Annotated in this window: 17 protein-coding genes; 2 read left to right on the forward strand and 15 right to left on the reverse strand. The window is 51.8% G+C overall.

The features are described 5' to 3' along the window. Positions 1 to 3 precede the first annotated feature (3 nt). The 7 genes from QN359_RS01355 to QN359_RS01385 all read right to left on the reverse strand — a co-directional run bounded on the left by QN359_RS01355 (position 4) and on the right by QN359_RS01385 (position 7247). A complete protein-coding gene (locus QN359_RS01355; RefSeq protein WP_322248017.1) occupies positions 4 to 522 on the reverse strand; it encodes a glutaredoxin domain-containing protein in 519 nt (172 codons plus the stop codon). A gap of 273 nt (positions 523 to 795) precedes the next feature. After that, positions 796 to 1551, reverse strand: a complete 756-nt coding sequence (locus QN359_RS01360; protein WP_322248018.1) for an IclR family transcriptional regulator — start codon at positions 1549 to 1551, stop codon at positions 796 to 798. Between the two features lie 166 nt (positions 1552 to 1717). After that, a complete protein-coding gene (locus QN359_RS01365) occupies positions 1718 to 2707 on the reverse strand; it encodes an ABC transporter ATP-binding protein (RefSeq protein WP_322248019.1) in 990 nt (329 codons plus the stop codon). Further along, positions 2704 to 3669 carry an ABC transporter ATP-binding protein gene (locus QN359_RS01370; RefSeq protein ID WP_322248020.1) on the reverse strand — a complete coding sequence of 322 codons (966 nt, stop codon included), beginning with the start codon at positions 3667 to 3669 and terminating at the stop codon, positions 2704 to 2706. Before QN359_RS01370 ends, QN359_RS01365 begins: the two co-directional genes overlap by 4 nt. Before the next feature lie 11 nt (positions 3670 to 3680). Continuing rightward, the gene (locus tag QN359_RS01375) at positions 3681 to 4568 is read right to left on the reverse strand and encodes an ABC transporter permease (RefSeq protein ID WP_322248021.1); all 888 of its coding nucleotides are present in this window, start codon (positions 4566 to 4568) and stop codon (positions 3681 to 3683) included. Positions 4569 to 4667: 99 nt separating this feature from the next. Beyond that, positions 4668 to 5639, reverse strand: coding sequence for an ABC transporter permease (locus tag QN359_RS01380; RefSeq protein ID WP_322248022.1), 972 nt, complete (start codon positions 5637 to 5639; stop codon positions 4668 to 4670). A gap of 9 nt (positions 5640 to 5648) precedes the next feature. Beyond that, the gene (locus tag QN359_RS01385; protein WP_322248023.1) at positions 5649 to 7247 is read right to left on the reverse strand and encodes an ABC transporter substrate-binding protein; all 1599 of its coding nucleotides are present in this window, start codon (positions 7245 to 7247) and stop codon (positions 5649 to 5651) included. A gap of 426 nt (positions 7248 to 7673) precedes the next feature. Here QN359_RS01385 and QN359_RS01390 point away from each other — a divergent pair, with 426 nt between their 5' ends. Further along, positions 7674 to 8891, forward strand: a complete 1218-nt coding sequence (locus QN359_RS01390; protein WP_322248024.1) for a porin — start codon at positions 7674 to 7676, stop codon at positions 8889 to 8891. A gap of 93 nt (positions 8892 to 8984) precedes the next feature. After that, the gene (locus QN359_RS01395) at positions 8985 to 10832 is read left to right on the forward strand and encodes a CocE/NonD family hydrolase (RefSeq protein WP_322248025.1); all 1848 of its coding nucleotides are present in this window, start codon (positions 8985 to 8987) and stop codon (positions 10830 to 10832) included. Positions 10833 to 10884: 52 nt separating this feature from the next. Here the strand turns inward: QN359_RS01395 and QN359_RS01400 are convergent, their stop codons facing one another. The 8 genes from QN359_RS01400 to QN359_RS01435 form a co-directional block, all read right to left on the reverse strand. Beyond that, positions 10885 to 12768, reverse strand: coding sequence for a hypothetical protein (locus QN359_RS01400; RefSeq protein ID WP_322248026.1), 1884 nt, complete (start codon positions 12766 to 12768; stop codon positions 10885 to 10887). Between the two features lie 253 nt (positions 12769 to 13021). Next, positions 13022 to 13939 (reverse strand): EamA family transporter, encoded by a 918-nt coding sequence (locus QN359_RS01405; RefSeq protein ID WP_322248027.1) that lies wholly within the window; start codon positions 13937 to 13939, stop codon positions 13022 to 13024. 42 nt (positions 13940 to 13981) lie between these two features. Next, positions 13982 to 14209 (reverse strand): DUF1272 domain-containing protein, encoded by a 228-nt coding sequence (locus tag QN359_RS01410; RefSeq protein ID WP_322248028.1) that lies wholly within the window; start codon positions 14207 to 14209, stop codon positions 13982 to 13984. A 189-nt stretch (positions 14210 to 14398) separates the two neighbouring features. Beyond that, positions 14399 to 14653 carry a hypothetical protein gene (locus tag QN359_RS01415; RefSeq protein ID WP_322248029.1) on the reverse strand — a complete coding sequence of 85 codons (255 nt, stop codon included), beginning with the start codon at positions 14651 to 14653 and terminating at the stop codon, positions 14399 to 14401. Continuing rightward, positions 14650 to 14859 (reverse strand): ribbon-helix-helix domain-containing protein, encoded by a 210-nt coding sequence (locus QN359_RS01420; protein ID WP_322248030.1) that lies wholly within the window; start codon positions 14857 to 14859, stop codon positions 14650 to 14652. Before QN359_RS01420 ends, QN359_RS01415 begins: the two co-directional genes overlap by 4 nt. 152 nt (positions 14860 to 15011) lie before the next feature. Beyond that, entirely contained in the window at positions 15012 to 18095 is a 3084-nt protein-coding gene (locus tag QN359_RS01425) for a CusA/CzcA family heavy metal efflux RND transporter (protein ID WP_322248031.1), read from the reverse strand. Next, positions 18085 to 19236 (reverse strand): efflux RND transporter periplasmic adaptor subunit, encoded by a 1152-nt coding sequence (locus QN359_RS01430; protein ID WP_322248032.1) that lies wholly within the window; start codon positions 19234 to 19236, stop codon positions 18085 to 18087. Before QN359_RS01430 ends, QN359_RS01425 begins: the two co-directional genes overlap by 11 nt. Continuing rightward, positions 19236 to 20567: a TolC family protein gene (locus QN359_RS01435; protein ID WP_322248033.1), complete on the reverse strand. Its 1332-nt coding sequence runs from the start codon at positions 20565 to 20567 to the stop codon at positions 19236 to 19238. The genes QN359_RS01430 and QN359_RS01435 overlap by 1 nt, the downstream gene beginning before the upstream one ends. Positions 20568 to 20853 lie beyond the last annotated feature (286 nt).

Here is a 20853-nt window from a genome sequence, read left to right on the forward strand (position 1 = left end):
TATTCAGCTTTGGCGTAACCACGGCGCGAGTACATTGCGCAGACCGGCTTCATCGTAGCCCTTGATAATCGTCTCACCGATTTGAATGATGGGCACGCCACCGCCGCCGGCTTTTTTATGCCCCTCATAGCCGGCGGTGCTGTTCTCGACATCTAGCTCAGTATAAGCAATGCCGTTGGCCTTGAAAAAATCGCGTGCTGCGGCACAGTAGCCGCACCAAGTCGTGCCATATAAAACCACTAAAGGCTGGCCATTGGCACTGGCTGGCTGCTGGCTCTGCTGCTGTTGTTTATGCCGCAGCGAATACATCGGCAGCGCCAGACCAAGCATCAGCACGCCGGCCAAACCCCATTTCCAAGCACTGCCCGAATTGTCCTTACGCGCCGTGCGCCTCGTCGTCACCAGCGCAGCTCGCGCATCGCCAGCCTTGCTATACGCCACGCCACAGGCCGGGCATTGCCAGTCCGGGCAATCGGCCTCGGGCTGGCGCAGGTGCTGGCATTTCGGGCAAATTTGCGGCATGATCGATTTCAAGGTGAGCTGGTTGACTTGCCATCATAGCAGAATTATGTTCGCAGCTTAAGGATGTGCAGAGTGAACTGCTGAGCCTTGAGTAATCATTGCTGGAGGGAGCAGTCGGCTTGTGTCCGGTGGCAGAACCAGAGTCATCAAAAATCTGACTAGGGTTTGAAACCCCGGCTAGTTGTTAGTCCGACTCATGGTGACGCGGCGTTTACCTTACCGTTGTTTGCTCGATACATGAAACGAACTATGGGACTAAACTAACACGCGAGTTCAATAGGGAAGAAAGCCCATTAATTTGGAAAATTCTTCCGCTCCGGTTTTTGCGCAGTCAATAAAAAAGTCCAGTTTATTTTCGTTGAAGCGGCTGTAAGGAACTGCGATGCCAAGCGCGGCGACGACTTCGCCCGAGCTGTCGCGTACCGGTGCGGCAAATGCCACGACATCGGCTGCGCGTTCTGAAAACGAAATGCTGTACGCTAATTTATTAATTTTTGCTAACTCTGCTTCCAATGCGCTGCGCGTGACGAGAGTATTGTTGGTAAATTTTTCCAGGCGCTCAGACAATACCGCTTCTTGAATGTTGGCCGGTGCAAAGGCTAGTAATAATTTCCCCGATGCCCCGACATGCAGTGGTCGTCGTGTCCCGAGTTCTTCATGAATGCGCACCCGTTGTTTGCTGGTTTCTTGTGCGACCATTAAAGATTCGACGCCGTCACGAATGCGAATATGGACATTTTCATCGCATTTTTCGATGATAGTGGAAAGTACAGGTTGCGCCAAACGAGCAATATCAATCTGCTCTTTAGCTATTGCCCCCAGATACAATGTTTTGAAGCCCAGTCGGTAGGTGACGCCGGCATCTCGTTGCACCATCCCGCTCTCTTCCAGTGTGGACAGTAAGCGGAACGTGCGGGCCTTGGAATTGCCAGACCTTCGTGCAATTTCAGATACGCCAAGACCAGGGTAGCGCGCCACGAAAAGTAATAAGCCGATGGCGCAGCTGACTGATTCGACTTTGTAATCCATGTGCTGCCCTAAATTGAGTAAAAGTGATCTGTTTGTGACTCGGGAAAGCTCGGCCATCTCAGTACATAGCCGATTCCTGCCTGCCAGATTACTGGAGCGAGAATGAAATTATAATCGAGAAATCGATGTGGAATGTGATGCCGGGCGGCTTTGCCGATATTGATGTTCAGCACAATTTTTCATTCAAGTGGCAGGCGGAAAAATGCATGGGCGTGGTTTCTTTGAGTAAAGGGCGTTCAATTTTGCAGCGCTTTGTCGCTTTTGGGCATCTTGGGTGGAATGCGCATCCAGCAGGAGGGGCGAGCGGACTTGGCAATTCGCCGGGAATTGGGTGGTGATGAATCGGTTTCGTGTCAATTCGTGGCGCATCCGCTATCAATGCTTGCGTGTACGGATGTTGGGCTTGATCGAACAATGTCTCGGTTGTCGCCAGTTCCACGACACGGCCAAGATACATCACCGCAACACGGTCAGCCATGTATTCCACAACAGCGAGGTTGTGGCTGATAAATAAATAGCTAAGATTATTTCTTTCGCGCAAATCCATGAGTAAATTCAAGACTTGCGCTTGTACCGAGACGTCCAGCGCCGACACAGCCTCATCGCAGACAATTAATTTCGGCTTAAGAGCGAGGGCGCGAGCAATCGCAATTCGCTGCCTTTGTCCCCCGGAAAGTTGATGCGGATAACGGCGTAAATATGCGTGCTCCAAGCCTACTTGTTGTAGTAGCTCGGACGTGTACGCTTCGGCCTCGGACTTGTCAATAATTTTGTGGTAAATCGCGGCGTCGCCTATGCTGTGATCAATGCGCATGCGTGGGTTTAATGAGGCATAAGGGTTTTGAAAGACCATCTGCACGTTCAAGTGATGGGACGCGGCGTGCGCATGCACTGGCTGTCCATTAAAGTATACGGAGCCGTTTGACGCGGGTAAAATGCCAGCAATGATGCGTCCCAAGGTCGACTTTCCGCAGCCTGACTCGCCGACTACACCAAGCACCTCACCGCTTGCCAATGTTAACGACACGTCGGAGAGCGCATGCAGGATGCGTGCTGGTATTTTGTTCGCATAAAAAAAATTCCTGATGCGTTGTGCTCCAGTTATTTCATTGATAAATTTTTTCTCTAAATTTTCTACCTGTAGTAAGGGGATCATTTCTTCTCCAAGGGGTGGAAGCAGTGAAACATGCGCGATTCGAATCTGCTTGCATCCGGCCTTGTATCGCACTGCGTACTGCGTCGCTCACAGCGCTGCTTAAACACGCAACCACTGGGCAAATTGAATAGGGACGGAGTACTTCCCGCAATAGCGTGTAGCCGTGATCCACGTTTGCTGCGTTGAGGAAGTGCGTCGATCAAGCCCTTGGTATAAGGGTGCCTGGGGTCGCGGATGACTTGTTCGGTCGGACCTTGTTCTATGATGCATCCGGCATACATGACGCAAAGCTCATCCGCCAAATCTTTGACAACGCTGATATCGTGTGTAATCCATAACATAGCCATATTGTTTGTTTTTATCAGTGCTTTCATTTCGTATAAAATTTGGGCTTGAATGGTGACATCCAATGCCGTGGTCGGTTCGTCGGCGATGATCAAGTCGGGTTGATTGATGATGGCATTGGCGATGGCGATGCGTTGACGCATACCCCCTGAAAGCTCATGCGGATAGGAGTGCATGCGCGCGGCGCAGGCTGCAATTCCGACTCGTTCCAAGCTGTGGCAGGCGATTTTTTCTGCCTCGCTGCGACTGATTTTTTTATGAATTCTGAGGGTTTCAACTAACTGTTCGCCAATTTTCATGATGGGGTTGAGGCACATCATTGGATCTTGGAAGATCATGCTGATACGATCACCTCGAACGGCATTCCAGCGTTTTTCAGAGGTATGGCTGAGTAATTCGCCTTTGAATTCAATGCGGCCGCCGCTGACTTTCCCGGGCGGATCGACCAAGTTCAGTAAGGAGTAGGCCAGTACCGACTTCCCCGATCCTGATTCGCCGACTATGCCGAGAATTTTTCCAGCGTCCAGCGAAAAGGAAACTTGATTGACAGCTATACCTGTTCCGGCCGGCGTGTTGAATTGCGTCTGCAGTTCCACTACCTTCAGTAAAGTTACCATGATTGTTTTCACTATTCTGTTTTGGGGTTGACAACGATGCGCAAACGGTCACCAAGCAAATTGATCGTTCCTATCAGTAGCATGAGTGCGATGCCGGGAAACACACTGATCCAGTATTGATTGGAGAGTAGATAGTCAAATCCGTTTGCGATCAGCAAGCCAAGCGAGGGCTCCGTTTGCGGTAGTCCTAAGCCTAAAAAGCTCATGGTCGCTTCAAGTGAAATCGCATGCGCCATTTGTAGTGTCGCAGTAACTATCAAGGAGCCTGCGCAGTTTGGTAAAATATGGCGAAACATAATCGTTCTTGCAGGCAGTGCCTGACTCATGGCCGCTTCGATGTACTCTTTGCGTCGTTCGACGCTGGCACTGGCTCTGACATGGCGAGCGAAATAAGCCCATTGCACCAGTATTAAAGCGATCAAGGTTTTGTCTATACCTTGGCCTAGTGCTGCGAGTAATATTAACGCCACTAAAATGGCTGGGATACTCAACTGGAAATCGACAATACGCATGATGAAGGCATCGAATTTCCCACCGAAGTACGCCGCCGCCAGTCCTATGGCTGTACCGATGAGCAGCGCAGTCAATGCGCTGCTGATGCCGATGAACAGGCTGATTCTCAAGCCATACAGGATGGCGCTGAACAAATCGCGCCCGGCACCATCTGTGCCGAGTAGGAAAAATAACTTACCATCGTGGCTCATTGCGCCGGGAGCTTGCTCGGCATCGGCAAATGATACTTGCGCGAGGTCGTAGGGGTTTTGCGGTGAGAGCCACCCTGCTGCCAAGGAACTCAATACCAAAAGAAATAGCAATGCAGACGCCATGCGGGCAGTTTTACTGGAAAAAAATGATTTGAGCAGGCGCGACTTGGTGGGAGTGGGGGGGAGTGTGTCCATTCCTTGTGTTGGCGCTGTAGGGCCATGGCAAGCTGAAGCAGTATCGTCGAGTGTAGGCATGCAAATCCCCTTGGATAAAGTGAATCTCGATAGCGTCGGTCAATTTAATTTTGATCTGAGTCTTGGATCAATCAGTAGATACAAAAAATCGACGCATAAATTAATCGAAATGATAATGAGTAGAGTGAGCATCAAATAAGCGACGACAACTGGGCGATCAAGATGGAGTATCGAATCGATGATCAGTTTCCCCATTCCTGGCCAGGCAAAGATTGATTCCGTCACCAGTGAAAATGCGATCAAATGACCAAATTCTAGTCCCAGTACGGTGATGATCGGTATCATTACATTCGGGGCAATGTGACGGAACATCAAGCGTGCGCCACTCACACCTTTGGCGCGAGCGAATTTAATGAATTCCTGTGAACTGACTTCGCGTGTTCCCGCCTCGGTGAGCCGGATTACCAAAGCGATTTTAAATAGCGCCAGAGTCAGAGCCGGTAATAGTAGATGACGCACCCCGTTCCAAGTTGTGATGCTCAAGTCGAGGCCAAGTATATCAACAGTGGGCCCTCTGCCACCTGAGGGCAACCAGCCGAGTTGGACTGAAAATAGCAAGATGAACAGCAATCCCATCCAAAAGCTTGGCATCGTGATTCCCAGTACAGACCCGGCCATGATGACTTTGTGCAGACCACCGTTTGGCCGTAAACCTGCAATCAAACCTAGCGGAATGCCAATACCAATGGCCAGCAGTAGTGCACAGAAGGCCAGTTCCAGCGTCGCCGGTATACGCTCGGCCACCAATGCCAGAACCGGCCGGTTGAATACAAATGAGGTTCCCAAGTCGCCGTGCAGGGCGTTCCAAGCAAAGTGCCAATACTGTTGGTAGACCGGAAGATCCAATCCCAAATGTCGGCTGGCTGCAGCGATTTCATCGGCTGTCGCATTCGGATTGACCAGAATATAAATCGGATCGCCGATGAGATGAATTCCGGCAAATGCCAGTAGCGACATGAAAAGCAAAACAGCACCGCTTTGTGCCACGCGTTTGAGGAGCATGTCGACCATGAGGATCCCCTATTTTTTTTCGCTCACACGCACATTCATGGCATAGGTGAAGCCATCACTGCGAGGTGTGAAATGGAGTTCTTTTTTATAGGCCCAAATTGATTTGGGAAATAATAATGGAATGACTCCGACATCGTCATACAGCAGGCGTGCGGCGCGCTGGACGGTGGCGGCACGTTGATCATTGTCCATTGTCAGAGATGCTTGTTCAATGAGTTCGTCGAGTTCATTGTTGCTGTAGCCGGTAATATTGTTGGCACCATAGCCGCGTGCGCGATCCATGCTGTGCGCTAGCGTTGTCAAGGATGGCAATGCATCGCCTGTGACGGCGCCTTGGCCTATCATCGACAAGCTGAATTCCGGCGTGCCGCCGGTGCCGCCGTTAATCGAGCGAGTGGCAAAGACGGCGAAGGGGAGGGTGCGAACTTCCGTTTTGATCCCTATTTGTGTCAATAACTGTCCGATGGCTTCACAGAGCTTTGCATCATTCAGATAGCGGTCATTCGAACAGTGTAAGCTGATTTGAAAGCCACGTGGATAGCCGGCAGCGCGGAGCAGTGCGCGCGCTGTGGTCGTGTCATGCGCGGGGACCGTTAAACTGCCGTTGAAACCGAAAAATTTTTCTGGCACTAACTGTGATGCGGCTTCAGCATCGCCTTTCATAATCATTTTGACCAAGCCTGGCCGGTCGATAGCGAGGCACATCGCTTGCCGTACTCTTTGGTCGAGCAATGGATTTTTCTTCAATACGTGTTGATCTGCCGATTTGATATACGGCGAGTCGTCGCGGGTCAGATCGAGTCGCAGGTACTGCAGCATATAAGAGGTCGTGGAGGTGGTATCGATTTTGTCTGTATTTTTAAAAATTCCCGCCATGGTGCTCGAAGCGGAATCGATGAGGTCGACCGAGCCTGACAGCAATGCTGCTGCGCGCGCCGCATCCTTCGGCAAAAAATGGAATGTCACTTGAGTCCAAGGCTCGTGTGCTCCCCAATAGTCAGTATTTTTTTCAAAACTGATTTGTTGACCATGTTTCCATTCACGAAATTTGTATGGGCCTGTGCCTGTCGCCGACTTTCCTGAGGCGAAGTCCTCTTCTGAGAGTGGCTTGTTTGAACGCAGCATGATGGCGATCAAACCTATATTGTCTGGCAAGGTCGGGGCTGGCCTGACTGTCTTGATTTCTATACGCAAAGGGCCGCTTACGGTGACTGCGCTGATGTCTTTGAGATAGTTGCGGAAGGTGCGCGCACCCTTGAGTTGCATAGCGCGCTCGAGCGAATATTTGACATCCTCGGCCGACAATAACGCGCCGTTGTGAAATCGAACGTTGGGACGTATGTCGAATGCCCAAGTATGCGCATCGATGGATCGCCAACCGGTAGCGAGTCCTGGTGTGGCTTGTAGGGTGGCATTCTGAAATACCAGCGTCTCATAGACGTGCCCCCAAATATTACGATTATTTCCAAACAAAACATGGGGATCAGCAGACGTGACTTCGGTTTTGTAACCGATGTGCAGATCTGCCGCATGGTTGGTAAGTGACAAAAAAACCAGGCAGATTGCGCTTAGAAAACGCGCCATTTTTTTTCTCAGATTCGCCGACATAGTTTCTCCATTTTATCAACGAGTGATCATAATTGATCGTATCGACAGATGATACGATTGGCAGATTTGTTTTTAATATAGTCCAAAATAAAATGCTATGGCAAGTAAATTTTAAAAATTATTCAATCTCTACAAAGATATTTATAAGTAATTGATTTTTAATATAAGATAAATTTCTTTGCTTCAAAAATATTTAAGTAATTGATTTTAATGATTAATAAATTTTATTTCTGAAATAAGATGCGGTGATCATTATATCTTTTATAGTTTAAAAAAATTCGTGCTTCTTTTTGAAATGTTGATAAAAAGAATCTTGACGATTGAACTTTCAATTTCTAATATTGATTCTTTAAATGAGACGTCGTTTCAATATTTGAGTGAAATTATTTTTTAAAGGTGATTTTTATCTGATAACGGAGGCATTGTATGAAAAAGCAATTGATTGCACTGGCATGCTTAGGAAGTGTCGCTGATTTAGTCGTCGCACAATCCAAGGTAGACGTGTATGGCATTCTTGATAGTGGTCTCGCCTATACGACAGCGGTAGCGGCACCGACGGCGGATGCGCCGACTGCGCACGGTGGACGTGCGGTGATTCATTCTGGGTTGTTGCAAGCGTCACGTTTTGGTTTTCGTGGTTCTGAATCCCTCGGTGGCAACTTGAAAGCCTTGTTTGTGTTGGAAGGTGGACTCAACCTTGACACCGGCACTTCTGGGCAGGGTGGCGCAATTTTTGGTCGACGTTCGGTGCTTGGTCTCGTTGGCGACCATGGCGACTTACAGTTGGGACGGCGTAAAGATTTTTCTGATGAAATTGCCTCGCAATATTCCAGCATCACTCCTTTCGGCACCTTTATCACAGCCGTGCATGGAAATAATCTCGACAGGATAGGTGGTAACCGAGCAAACAATATGGTGTATTACAGCACCCCGACCATGCACGGCTTTCGTGCGAACATCACTTACGGATTCGGCGAGTCGGTCGGTTCCAACACAATTGGGCAATCTCTGGGATTGGGGGGCAATTACGCTGACGGGCCATTTGCCATTGGGGCCGCTTACTGGCAGTCTCGCAAAGGTAACGTCACGCAGACTGCTAACAGCAGTAGCGATCAAGGTGCCAGTAGTGGTGCCGGTTGCCACAGCGTTGATATCGGTCGACCCGGTGATGTCTGCATTAAAACTTGGATCGCAGGGGCACGCTATAAATGGGACAAGCTCAGCGTACGCGGCACCTACTCAAGAGTTATTCAAGGTTTAATTGTTGATGCAGGGCCCGCAGCACCTGATTTTGTCAAAACATTTAAAAGTACCGCTGGCTCGGGGGCTTTTACCGCCGGTGGTAGCAATAACCGACATATCGCTATCGTCGATGTCGGACTCGACTATTTGATTGGCAATAAAGGGAAGTTGAAAGCCAGTTACATACAATCGCGTTACGATTTTGTTGGTGCTAACGATACTGGGACTTTGGCCCAAATCATTGTCGGCGGTGAGTACTATTTATCCAAGCGGACTACGCTATATGCAACTGCGTCAACGATGACAGCATCAAATATGTATAGTCCCGGCATTCTCAATGGTGCTCCCGGCGGTGCCGATGACACCGCCGCGTTCGGTGCTGGTCTGCGCATCGTGTATTGAGTCGGTCTCATTACTTCTTTGAATTTTTTGCTGATTAACGATGCAGATGGTCTATTACCTATGAATGTATCATCCGAAACAGTTTTTCATACTATGTATATACAACGCGATGTCTTGGTCGCCATGCGTGATGGCGTCGAGTTGGCCTGTGATATCTATTTTCCGGCTTGCCAGAAGCGGAGGGTAGTCGGACGATTTCCAGTCATTTTGGAACGCACTCCTTATAATAAAAATGCGCCCAGTCGTAGCGAAGTGTCGTGTACCCGAGAGCGCGCTGTAAGTCGCGCTGAGCTGGCCTTATTTTTTGTCCGGCGCGGCTACATTGTGATCTATCAGGATTGTCGTGGTACCTACCGGTCGGGCGGGAAATTCATTAAATATGTCAATGAAGGACAGGATGGCTTTGATATGTGTGAGTGGATTGTTCGCCAAGCTTGGAGCAACGGTCGGATAGCAACCAAGGGCTTATCGTATGCGGCGCATACTCAAGCTGCGCTTGCCAGTGCCGGTGCGCCCGGCGTGGTCGCCATGTTATGGGACTCGGGTGGTTTTTCCAATGCGTTTCAAGGTGGTATTCGGCAGGGCGGTGCGTTTGAGTTGAAGCAAGCGATGTGGGCCTTCAATCGTATTAATGAAACGGCACGGTCAATTTCTTCTGGTGAGGCGCACGATTTGCGCGTCGCGCCTATGCGCGAGTGCTTGACGCAATTGCATCAGTGGCGACGCGGGTATTCGCCGCTGAGCTCGGTGCCGGAGTACGAAAAATATTTTTTTGAGCAATGGGAACATGGTAATTTCGATGCATATTGGAAGCAAATCGGATTATGTGCGCAAGCTTACTACGAACAATTCCCTGCTGCGGCAATCATTTTCATGTCGTCGTGGTTTGATCCCTACTCAAGGTCGGCGGCCGAAAATTTTTCTGCTTTGTCGCGTCGTTTTCCTGCTCGGCCACTGCATCTGATATTGGGGCCGTGGCGACATGGTGACCGCTCTCACACCCATGCCGGCGATGTGGAGTTCGGGGAATGCGCGAGCCTGGATTATTGCATGAAGAAAAATTTTATGGAAATGCGTCTGGATTGGTTTGATCAACATCTGAAGGCCAGGTATTGCGGTGAAGTTCTGCTGGCTAAGGTCAAAATTTTTGTCATGGGTGGTGGCTGCGGTAAAAAAAATACTGCTGGACGCATGCAGCATGGCGGTCGCTGGCGTGATGAATCTGATTGGCCTTTGCCCGATACGGTGTGGTCCAAGTACTATCTGCAAGCTGATGGTGGCTTGTCTGCGCACGCACCGTTTGCCGAGCAGGGACAGCGTCGTTACGTATACGATCCTGCTAATCCGGTACCGACCATCGGTGGCGCAGTCACGTCTTCAGAGCCATTCATGTTTGGCGGCGCGTATGATCAGCGCACCGGACCTGCGGTGTTCGGTGCTATGGCACCGTATGCGCCGCTGGCGCAACGCAGTGATGTCTTGGTATTTCAAACGACCGTATTGCGCCATGCCGTAGAACTCACTGGCCCAGTCAGCGCGCATCTGTGGATTTCTTCGGATTGCCTCGATACCGATTTCACGATTAAGCTCATCGACGTTTATCCGCCAAATCAAGACTATCCGAATGGCTACGAGATGATATTGACTGATGGGATACTGAGAACTCGCTACCGGCATTCTTGGGAAGCGCCGACTTTGCTGGTACCTCATGAAATTTACTTGATACAGATCGAGGCATTCCCGGTCAGTAACCTGTTTCAAGTTGGGCATCGTATAAGGATAGATGTTTCCAGTAGTAATTTCCCGAAATTTGACACTAATCCGAATACCGGGGCGGCGGAAGGCCAAGCGGGAGGAATACTGATTGCCCACAATACCCTTTATTCGAACCGCTCGTGCCCTTCGTATGTGGTACTGCCTGTGATACCAGAGCGGCTTTGAGCTGATTTTTCACGGACGCGCATCGCTTGGTATCCGTGGCGGCATGAATTGCTTAATCGCGAGTGCTAAGCGAGCGCGGATACTTGTTTGTGAGTAGCCAATTTTGAAATGAACTGAAGTAAAGACTCATACTCAAGGCTTGTTCTTTGCTCAGCCCAGCTTGCTTGAGTCCGCTTTCGGTGCATAATGGAACGATGAAGTCAGTTCCTGGGCGACCTGTTTTGGCGACCGCGAAGCTGACGTTGGTGGGTGAAAATTCGGCAATCTGCTGTTTTTCTTTGAGCGTTTTCGCGGGTTCTTTCTTTAAAATAAGCGGGATGGAATGAATCCTTGCTTGGCCTTCGCTATTAATTTTTTGGTAGGTCGCAAATCGTAAGTCATACATTTCGCCTGCGCTTGTTTCAGCTAAACTCAATAGTGGCATGACAAAAAAGGGATAGCCAGCTCCTTTGCCAAAATCTCGTTCGATGTCGTTTAGATTCGTTTCAAAGCGATGTGCGAAGTCTTCCGCTGATTCGCCGGTTCGGTAGCCGATGATGCCTTTACTTTGTCCGGTACCATTTGGTTTGAAAAGTGGCTTTAAGCCCAAGGCAAGAAATTCTTTCAGCGCAGTCGATACACCGGCTATGCCCTCAGATTCGCTAACTGCTCTGAAATAGCTCAGGCGGAGTGTGGCGAGTTCATCGTCCGAAAGCTGTGTTCTGAGTGTAGGATCTTCTTCGCAGCCTTTTTTGAAATGGAATAGTTGGTCAAGTCCTCCTACGTCATAGGTGAAACCTCTGAGTTTGGCTATTGTCGGCAGCGCGGCGGCCTCCGCGCTGAGATGAAATTTTTCTCTGGCTAGGGCTGCAGCGAATTTATTGACGCCCTCATCAACGCTGACATTGATGAGGGCGAATTTTGTATAGTCGAGTACCTTTCCTTCTGTTTTACTTAAATTAAGTGCTGCCCTATCGTTGATCAAACCGTTGACGGGTCGCCCGAATAAATAGGGACGTCCGTTATCAATATTGCAACATTCGCTGACATCACGGCTGTAGCCAAGTAAGGCCAAGGCTTGATACGCATATGTTTCCATGTTTATCGTTGCGGCATCGTGTGCCTGTTTACGCGCCTTTTGCAATTGATTATGGTTGATGCATCCTGCTTGGAATTGCGCTTCTGCCGCATCAATCTGAGCCAAATAAGACCTTGTGAATTTATCGAGGGAATCTGCATAGCAAGGTCGCAGCAGCGAGCCGAATTGTTCTGCACATCTATCCGCAATGAAGGCTTTCTCCCAGATCATCTTACTGTTGTCCGTGATCGCGTAAGCGCCATCGACACGACGCGCAGCTTCTCGCCCGGAATTTGCAATCAGCAACAATACTTGCTCGCCATTTTCTTTGCAAGTTTGTTTTATTTCCGCTGCGGCTACCGCATAACTATCCATAATCGTCGCCAATTGATCTGGTGGGAGGTTGCGAATTCCACCAAATCCAGTGCCATTTAGCTCTGGACAGTTATAGGCAAGCTCAAAAGCATTTCCTTTCTTGACTTTATAAACGAGAACATCCGGCGGCAGGCAGACACAATCGCCTGCCGTGCTTCCTTGGTTGCATGTGACCGTAGACTTTTGTTCAAATTCCCATGCCAACTCTTGGTTTTGGCGTTTTCCAACGTCCATCTGGTTATCTGCACCTTTGAAAAGGTCTGCAATATTGGCTAATGTCGCGGCACGCAGTTCATCGGAGTGCGAGGTTTGCGTGCTTTTATCAATTTGGGGCAGGTATGTGGAAGAGGAAGCTGGGAATGCTATTGCTCCAGCTAAGGTATCATTGATATTGAACGTTGTAGTCAATTGACTGACGATGCTGAGATGTGCCCTTGCGGAAGCTGGCGAAATTTGTGAATGGGCAATTTGAGATGGCGGCGAGTATCCAGAGATGCGTGGCATGAAATATCTTTTTATAAAGAGTAAGCGCATGGCAGCAAGATGAACGATTGATCAGTGCGCAGTCTGAAAAATACACTGATATTAAAGATCTCTCAGCGCTGCTTTATCTTTCAAAAAACGTTCATTTATGACGCTGCGATGGCTTGTGCTGGTGCCTTATTTTGCCCAAGATGATGAAGTGTAATCGGCCACAGCCAGTGAACTCATCGATTCGCTGTCTAATGCCGAGTCAGGGAGATGTGTTCGGCAGCAGTTAGCGCCAGACCGTCTTCACACTTTGTAACAGACGCTGCCCGAATACATTGATCAGCAAACCCAGCATGATCACCAAGGCGCCGCCGATCTGGCGTGCCGACAGCGCTTCGCCGAGCAATAGCCAGGCGGCCGTGAGGCCGATTACCGGTACCATCAGCGTCAGTGGTGCCACCAAGTGAGTCGGCAGGGCACCGAGTAATTTGCCCCATAAGGTGTAACCGATTAAGGTGGCGGCGAAGGCCAGATAAACGATGGTCAGCGCCGATGGCAGACTCAGATTGACGAGGCTGCTGTGTATCAGAGGCCAGCCTTCGAAACACCAGGACAGCGCAAAGAATGGCAAGATCGGCACCAGCGCGCTCCACGATACCAGGCTGAGCACGGCGGTCGGGCCGATTTTTTTATTGATGACATTCCCGGCGGCCCAAGACAACGCCGCGCACAGCGTCAGCAGAAAGCCCGGTAAACTGACCGGCGCGGTAGCATTGCTCAGACTGGCGCTGGCCAGTAACAGCAGGCCCAGTGCTGCTACCAGCATGCCGCACAAATTGCTGGCGCGAAGCTTGTCGCCGAATACCAGGGCAGAAAAGCCAACCGTAAAAAATGCCTGCGCCTGCAGTACCAGCGAAGCCAATCCAGCCGGCATGCCGACGGCCATGGCGGAAAACAGGAAGGCGAATTGGCCCAGGCTGATTGCCAAGGCATAGCCGATCAGTAAGCGTAGTGGAACGCGCGGACGCGGGATGAACAGGATGGCCGGAAAGGCGACCAAGGCGAAGCGCAGGCTTCCCATCAGAAATGGTGGAATGCCTTTGAGGCCGATTTTAATGACGACAAAGTTCATACCCCACAGGATGATGACGGTGAGGGCGGTCAGAAGATGACGCGGGCTTAAACTGAAACTGGAACTGGACATGGGGAGCGATCGTGGTGATGGGCGGGCGGGCGCTGGCTTAATTCAGGGACGGTGTACGCGCCGCGTCGAGGCCGGATCTTTCAGCAGTTTTGCTGCCGGTCGTATCGGACGCGGCACCAAGCGGCCTTGGCAATTCGGGCAAATATCGGCATAGACGTGTTCGGCGCAAGCGGCACAAAAGGTACATTCATAACTGCAGATGCGCGCAGCCTCGGAGGCGGGCGCTAAATCGATGTCGCAGTGTTCGCAGTTCGGGCGTAATTCCAGCATGCGTATTGTCTCAGTCAGTTGGTCGGGACCTGCAGCTTAGCATTATACAACTGGGTTTGTCAGCCGCATGTGAGCTGCCTGTACCGTCGCTGCCGGTACAGGTAAGCGGCTGAGGCAACTGAGGTATGTTGAAGGGTGTGCTTGATTTTCTATCGTACGTTCAATAGCAAATTTCTATTTGCGTAGCAGCTAGCCGATAATGCCACCGGCGGCACCGGATAGTATCGACATTGCCCATTTTTTTTCTTCCGCTGTGGTGGTACTCGATGTCAGTGTGCTGTAGCAGAGGAAAGCAAGCAAGATAACGAAACAGATTGCTACCAAAAATAAAGCGACATCCTTGAACAGGCGAACTGTGCGTTCGCCGTTCGTTTCTTTTGGGTCAACTTTAATGCTGTAGTTGTGATTTGGTGGTGGGCTGTTCAGGTCAATGCTGTTACTCATAGGCCAATAAACTCCGTTTGCATTTTTTCGGTTTTAGGATCAACCAAACCTAATTTCAGGCCGCGCCCTTTGCCATCGAGCGCCGCAAGATAGAGTTGCAGCGCCTTGCGTAACAACTCACTCTTGTTAGTTTCGTTTGCCTCTACGGCTTTATCTATGTCTCGGTTGAGATCATCCGATAGAACTACGCTGAACCGTGCTGACATTATATCTCTCCATTGTGCTGATGATGTGCTGATGATGCGCTGATTATGCGCATAATCAGCGTATTCAGTCAAGCCAAGTCAAACCGGAAATTAACTCGACTGACTACTGGTGTTGCAAGCTTGCACTCGATTAATATGTGCCGTGACCAGGTTTACTCTTCTTTCGGGGTATCTTTGAACAAGGTATAAATCAGCGGCAGCAATAGCAAGGTGAATACGGTGGCCGAGACGATGCCGCCGACGATCACGACGGCAAACGGCCGCTGGGTTTCAGAACCGATGCCATGCGACAGTGCCGCTGGTAACAGACCGAGGCCGGCCATCAAGGCTGTCATCAGTATCGGTCGCAAACGGGCGACCGCACCTTCGATAGCGCTCGGATAGTCGGCCGGCTGGTGCTTTTCAAAATCGAGAATTTGCTCGAGCATGATCACACCGTTTTGTACCGAAATGCCGGCCACGGCAATGAAACCGACCGCTGCCGAGACGGAAAAATGCAAGCCGGCCAGCGCCAGTCCGGCGATACCGCCGATCATCGTCAGCGGTAGCATGACCAGTATCAGCAAGGCCATGCGCACCGAGCGGAAGGCCCAGAACAGCAGCGAGAAGATGAGGAAAATGGTGATCGGCACGATCACTTCCAGGCGTTTCACGGCACGTTCCTGGTTTTCAAACTGGCCACCCCAGATGACGGTATAACCGGGCGGCAGATGGACTTGTTCGCGCACTTTTTGCTGGGCTTCGGCGACGAAACTGCCTTGGTCGCGGCCGAGCAGATTGGCTTTGACTGAGGCATTGCGCACGCCGGCTTCGCGACTGATACGACCGGGGCCTTGCCGTTGGCTGATGTGTGCCAGGTCGGCCAGGGCGATGGTGCCGGCACCGTTAGGCAGATTGATTTGCAAGCGGCCGATGTGGTCGATCGATTCACGTTCGGAAGCTTTGAGGCGAATGGTGATGTCGAAACGTTTGTCACCCTCATAGAAACTGTTGACCGGTGTATCGGCCAGCGCGGTTTGTATGGTGTTGTTGACATCGCTGACGTTAATGCCGAGGCGAGCGATTTTTTCTCGGTCGATGACGATGTTGAGCTCGCTCTGGCCGCCGATTTTTACCGCTTCGACGTCGGCCGCGCCACGTATTTGTTTGAGTATGGCCGCGATTTGTTCACTTTTTTGTGTCAATACATCGAGGTCAGGGCCGAACAATTTGATGGCAATTTCCCCTTTCACCCCTGACAGCGATTCTTCGACATTATCTTGAATGACTTGCGAAAAATTGGTCGGCACACCGGGTAAGACGGCAATTTTAGCACTCATGTTTTCGATTAAATCTTCTTTGCTGGCGAATTTCCATTCGCTGCGTGGCTTCAGATCGGCCAAAATTTCCATATTGTTCGGTCCCTTAGGATCGGTGCCGTCATCGGGGCGGCCGACTTGTGCCACAACTTGGCGGACTTCCGGATAGCTGAGCAAAATGGCACGTACCTGGCGTTCGATTTCTTTGGTTTTTTCCAGTGCGGTCGAGGGCGGCAGACTGACAGTGAGCCAGATATTGCCTTCATCGAGCTTTGGTAAAAATTCACTGCCGAGTTGCGGTGCCAAACCCAGCGTGAGCGCCAATAGCAGGCCCGATGTGCCGAGCACGGCAGTTTTACGTTTTTCTGCGCCTTGCAAGCTGCTACGGTACCAGTTTTGCAGATTGCTCATCCAGAGGCTATGGCGTTCGGCCAGGCTGTGGTGTTTCATCGATAGCGTCAGCAAGGTAGGAATCAGCGTCATCGTCAGTATCAATGCACCGAGCATGGCGAAGCTCAAAGTCAGCGCAACTGGCGAGAAGATTTTTCCTTCCACGCGTTGAAATGTGAAAATAGGAATGAAGGCGACGATGATAATGGCTTTAGCAAACAGAATAGGGTGGCCCATTTCGACCACGGTTTCCTTCAGTATGTGCTTGCGCCACAAGAATAGATTACCATGTTGTTCGTGCTGTTTGAGGGCCAGTCTGACCATTAAGGCTTCCACCAACACTACGGCACTGTCGATGATGATGCCGAAGTCGACCGCGCCGAGTGAGATCAGGTTAGCCGGGATGTGGCGCAAATCGAGCATGATGAAAGCGCACAGCAGCGAAAGTGGAATGACGGTCACCACGATCAGCGCGGCGCGCCAGTTGCGCAGAAAAATGATCAGGATGCTTATCACCAACAGGGCACCGACCAACAGATTTTCGACTACCGTCTTGACGGTGTGGTTGAGCAGTTCGGTGCGGTCGTAAATTTCATGCAGTTTCACGCCGGGCGGCAATTTGGCATTCACCAGAGCGATTTTTTTCTTCAGTTCGGCGATGATTTTGGCGGCATTGCCACCTTTGGTCATCTGTATGATGCCTAGCACATAGCTGTCACCTTGGTTGAGGGAGACGATGCCGGAGCGTGGGCGGCTGCCGATTTCTATCGCCGCCACATCCGATACCAAGACCGTCTTACCGTTTTTGGCGGCGATGATGACGCGCCCTAAGTCTTCCTTGTGCTCGAACAGGCCAACGCCGCGCACGATCAAGGCTTCATCGCCGCGGCGTATTGCGCCGCCGCCGACATTGCTGCTGTTGTTGGTCAGGGCCAGGCTGACCTGGTCCAGGGTTACGCCATAGCGCTTGAGTGCATCGGGATTGACCTGCACCTGGTATTCTTTGACTGTGCCGCCGAAGCTGACCACGTCGGCGACGCCGGAGACCATGCGCAATTCCGGCCGAATCACCCAATCTTGCAAGGTGCGGATATCGTTTTCCGACATTCCGGCCGGGGCATCGATCACGTAGCGATAAATTTCGCCGACTGCGGTTGAGAGTGGCGCGATACTGGCTTGTATGCCGCTTGGCAGAGTGACGTTTTGTAAGCGTTCGAGTACCTGTTGGCGGGCAAAATAATCGTCGGTGCCATCTTCAAAGCTCAGCGTCACCACCGATAAGCCGGTGATCGAGACCGAACGCAACTGGGTTTGCCCCGGCACGCCGCTCATTTCTCGTTCTATCGGTAAGGTCACCGCGCGCTCGACTTCTTCGGCGGCTTGGCCGGTGAATTGGGTGACGATCTGGACTTGTACATCCTGCACATCGGGAAAGGCTTCGATCGGCAAATTGCTGAGCGAACGGTAGCCGAGTACCACCAAGGCGAGCGTGAGCAGCAGCACGAAGACGCGCTGAGTCAGCACGAAGTCGACAAATTTATTGAGCATGGGTGGCTACCTCGGCATTGAGTAACAAGGCACCTTCGCTGACAATGTTCAGGTTTTCGCTCAAGGCGGGATTTTGTTCGGCATCGGCAAAGCTGGCGTCGCGCCCCTTGCTTTGTATATGTACTTTTTGTTTCTCGAATTCGCCGGCACGTTTTTCCACGAACAAATAGCTGTACAGCCCTTCGACGATGAGGGCGGTGTTGGGAATGCGGTAGCCTTGCTTGTCGCCGGCGGCGAGGAAGGAAACTTTGGCGAACATTTCCGGGCGCAGCTTCATGTCGCGGTTGGAAACCACACCGCGGACTTGGATGCGACGTGTGCTGGGATCAAGTGCCAGTCCGACTCGCGCCACTTCGGCGCTAAACAGTTGGTTCGGATAGGCATCGAACTCCAATGCCAGCTTCTGGCCGATTTGAACTTGTCCGAGGTAAGCTTCGGGAACGTCAATCACTACCCACAGATGGCTGAGATCGCTGATTACAAACAGCGGCGCTGCTGCATCGGGGCGTACTTCCATGCCGGGATTAACTTGCTTGTCGGCGATCATGCCGGCGATCGGCGCTTTGAGCGCGAAGCTGCCGTTTTCATTCCCGACTGCTTTGAGGTTACGCATGCGCAGCGCGGCGCGACGCGTTTCGGCGGCCGCTTGTTGGTAATCGGCTTGGGCACCCTCGAGGTCTTTGCGGGCGATGACTTCGTGTTCAAACAATTGTTGTGAACGTGTGAGTGTCAGTTGTTTGCGGGTTTCATCGGCTTTGGCTTTGGCCCAGTCGGCATCGGCTGCGGCCAAGTCGGGTGAGTCGAGCAGAGCCAAGGTGGCGTCTTTCTTGATGGTATCGCCGATTTCCACCGGTGCGCTGAGCAATCGTCCCAATACCGGTGAGCTCACGCGTGCCGTAAGATTTTCATCGTAGCTGAGGCGGCCATTCATGGTGTCGGCAGCCGGCAGGGCTTGCAGTTTGAGTGGGTTGACTTTGATCATGCTCAGTTGCGGCGCATTGACTGGATAGTTGATGCTGCCCGGATGGGCGGCAGCGGCGGCTTTCGGCGTTTCCGGTGCCGCATTTTTATTGCTGCAGGCGCACAGGCACAGCAGGGCGAGGGTGGCGCACAGCAGCGTTGGCTTGTTTGCGAGGGTCATTATTTATCCAGTTCCAAAATTGTCGTGTTGAGCATCGCTTGTGCTTTGGCTAAATCGCTTTGTGCGTTGATGGCATCCATTTCGGTGGCGCGGTAGATGCGGCGCGCATCGAGTACATCCATTACCGCCAAGGCACCGTGTTTGAAAGCGTATTCAGCCGCTTCGGCCGACAGCCGGGCGGCCGGCAGTAATTCGCTTCGAAAGCGCATGACCTGCTCGCTGGCGGCGGCTTGCGTCTCAATTGCTAACAGCCAATCGGCGCGCGCGGCGGCGCGGGTTTTGTCGAGATTGTCGCGCGCGGCATCGAGCGCCGCTTCGGCGGCTCGTATTTCGCCTTGAAATTCGTAACGGGTAAATAAAGGAATTTGTACTGAAACCCCGTAACTGTTGCCCGAGCCTTGTTGGTTGCCGAGGCTGGTGGGGTAATGTTCAAACTGTACACCGACCGAAATATCACGCGTCTTGGCTGCCAGTGCCAGATTGCGTCCTGCTATGGCGGCTTCGACGCGTGCTTGCGCGGCTTTGACATCAGCCCGTTGTGCCAGCATGGACTCATTACTGGCCGGTAGCGGCAAGCTCGGCATGCCGGGCCAATCATCGATGGCGCGCAGCAGCTGCGGGTCGCCGTCGACGCCTAACATGATCAGCAAGGCGCTTTGCGTGCGCAACAAGTCGGCCGCTGCTTGGCGTGCATCGCTGGCGGCACGCAGCGCATCGATACGGATGCGGGCGGCGTCGGCACCGGCCAGGTCGCCGGCTTGTTGACGTGCATTGGCAGCGGCGACGGTGGACTTGAACAGCGTGCTGGTGGTGCGGCTGATGGCGAGTTTGTATTGTGCTGCAATTAAATCGAAATACGCAGCGCTGGCGGCTTGACGTAACTGCCTGCGGGTGTCGCTGGCATCGTGGCGACTGGCTTGCAGCAGTAATTCGGCATTGGCGCTGCGCAGTTCGCGCTTGCCACCGCGTTCGATCAACTGATCGATGCGCCAAGTGCTGTCGACTGTTTTACTGCGTAAGCCAGCGGCACCGATGCCCAGGTGCGGATTGATGCCGGCCGTTTGTATCGTCATGCTGGGGTTGGGCGCGGCTGCGGCAATGGTGCTGGCGGCCGCGGCGCTGTCGATGGCGATGCGGGCGCTTTTCAGATCATGGTTACATGACAGCGCCAGTTGCAAGGCTTGTTGTAAGCTCAGTTCGGGAATGCTCATGCAGGCGCTGTCGCTCTGACTGGTCTGTGCTTGGCAGGTGCAGCCGAGGAGTAAGCTGCCGAATGCGGCGCATAACAAAGAACGGCGTAAGGCCGGTCGGATAGGGAAAGAAGGGGGCATGGTGATCTCACAGTAAGTGCGATCATTGTCGCAAGCCAAGCTGTCGGGAGCATGACGTCAAGCTGACAGTTTGCTGACAAGTAGCAGTATTTTTCCTGTGCTCGGTAGCAGTGAGCACAATCTGCTTCATTCTCACGTTTAATTTACCAGATCTGAGCGGAAAGCTCGGTCCTTCAGCGGCTGTCGCAAAAGCCTGGAGGACGTTTTTTTTTATCTGAAACACCGCATATCTCGTCATTCCCGCATGCTTTTGGCGGGAACCCAGCGTCGTTTTTTACACTGAAAA

The organism is Undibacterium sp. 5I2 (assembly GCF_035019605.1).
Classification (GTDB): Bacteria; Pseudomonadota; Gammaproteobacteria; order Burkholderiales; family Burkholderiaceae_D; genus Undibacterium.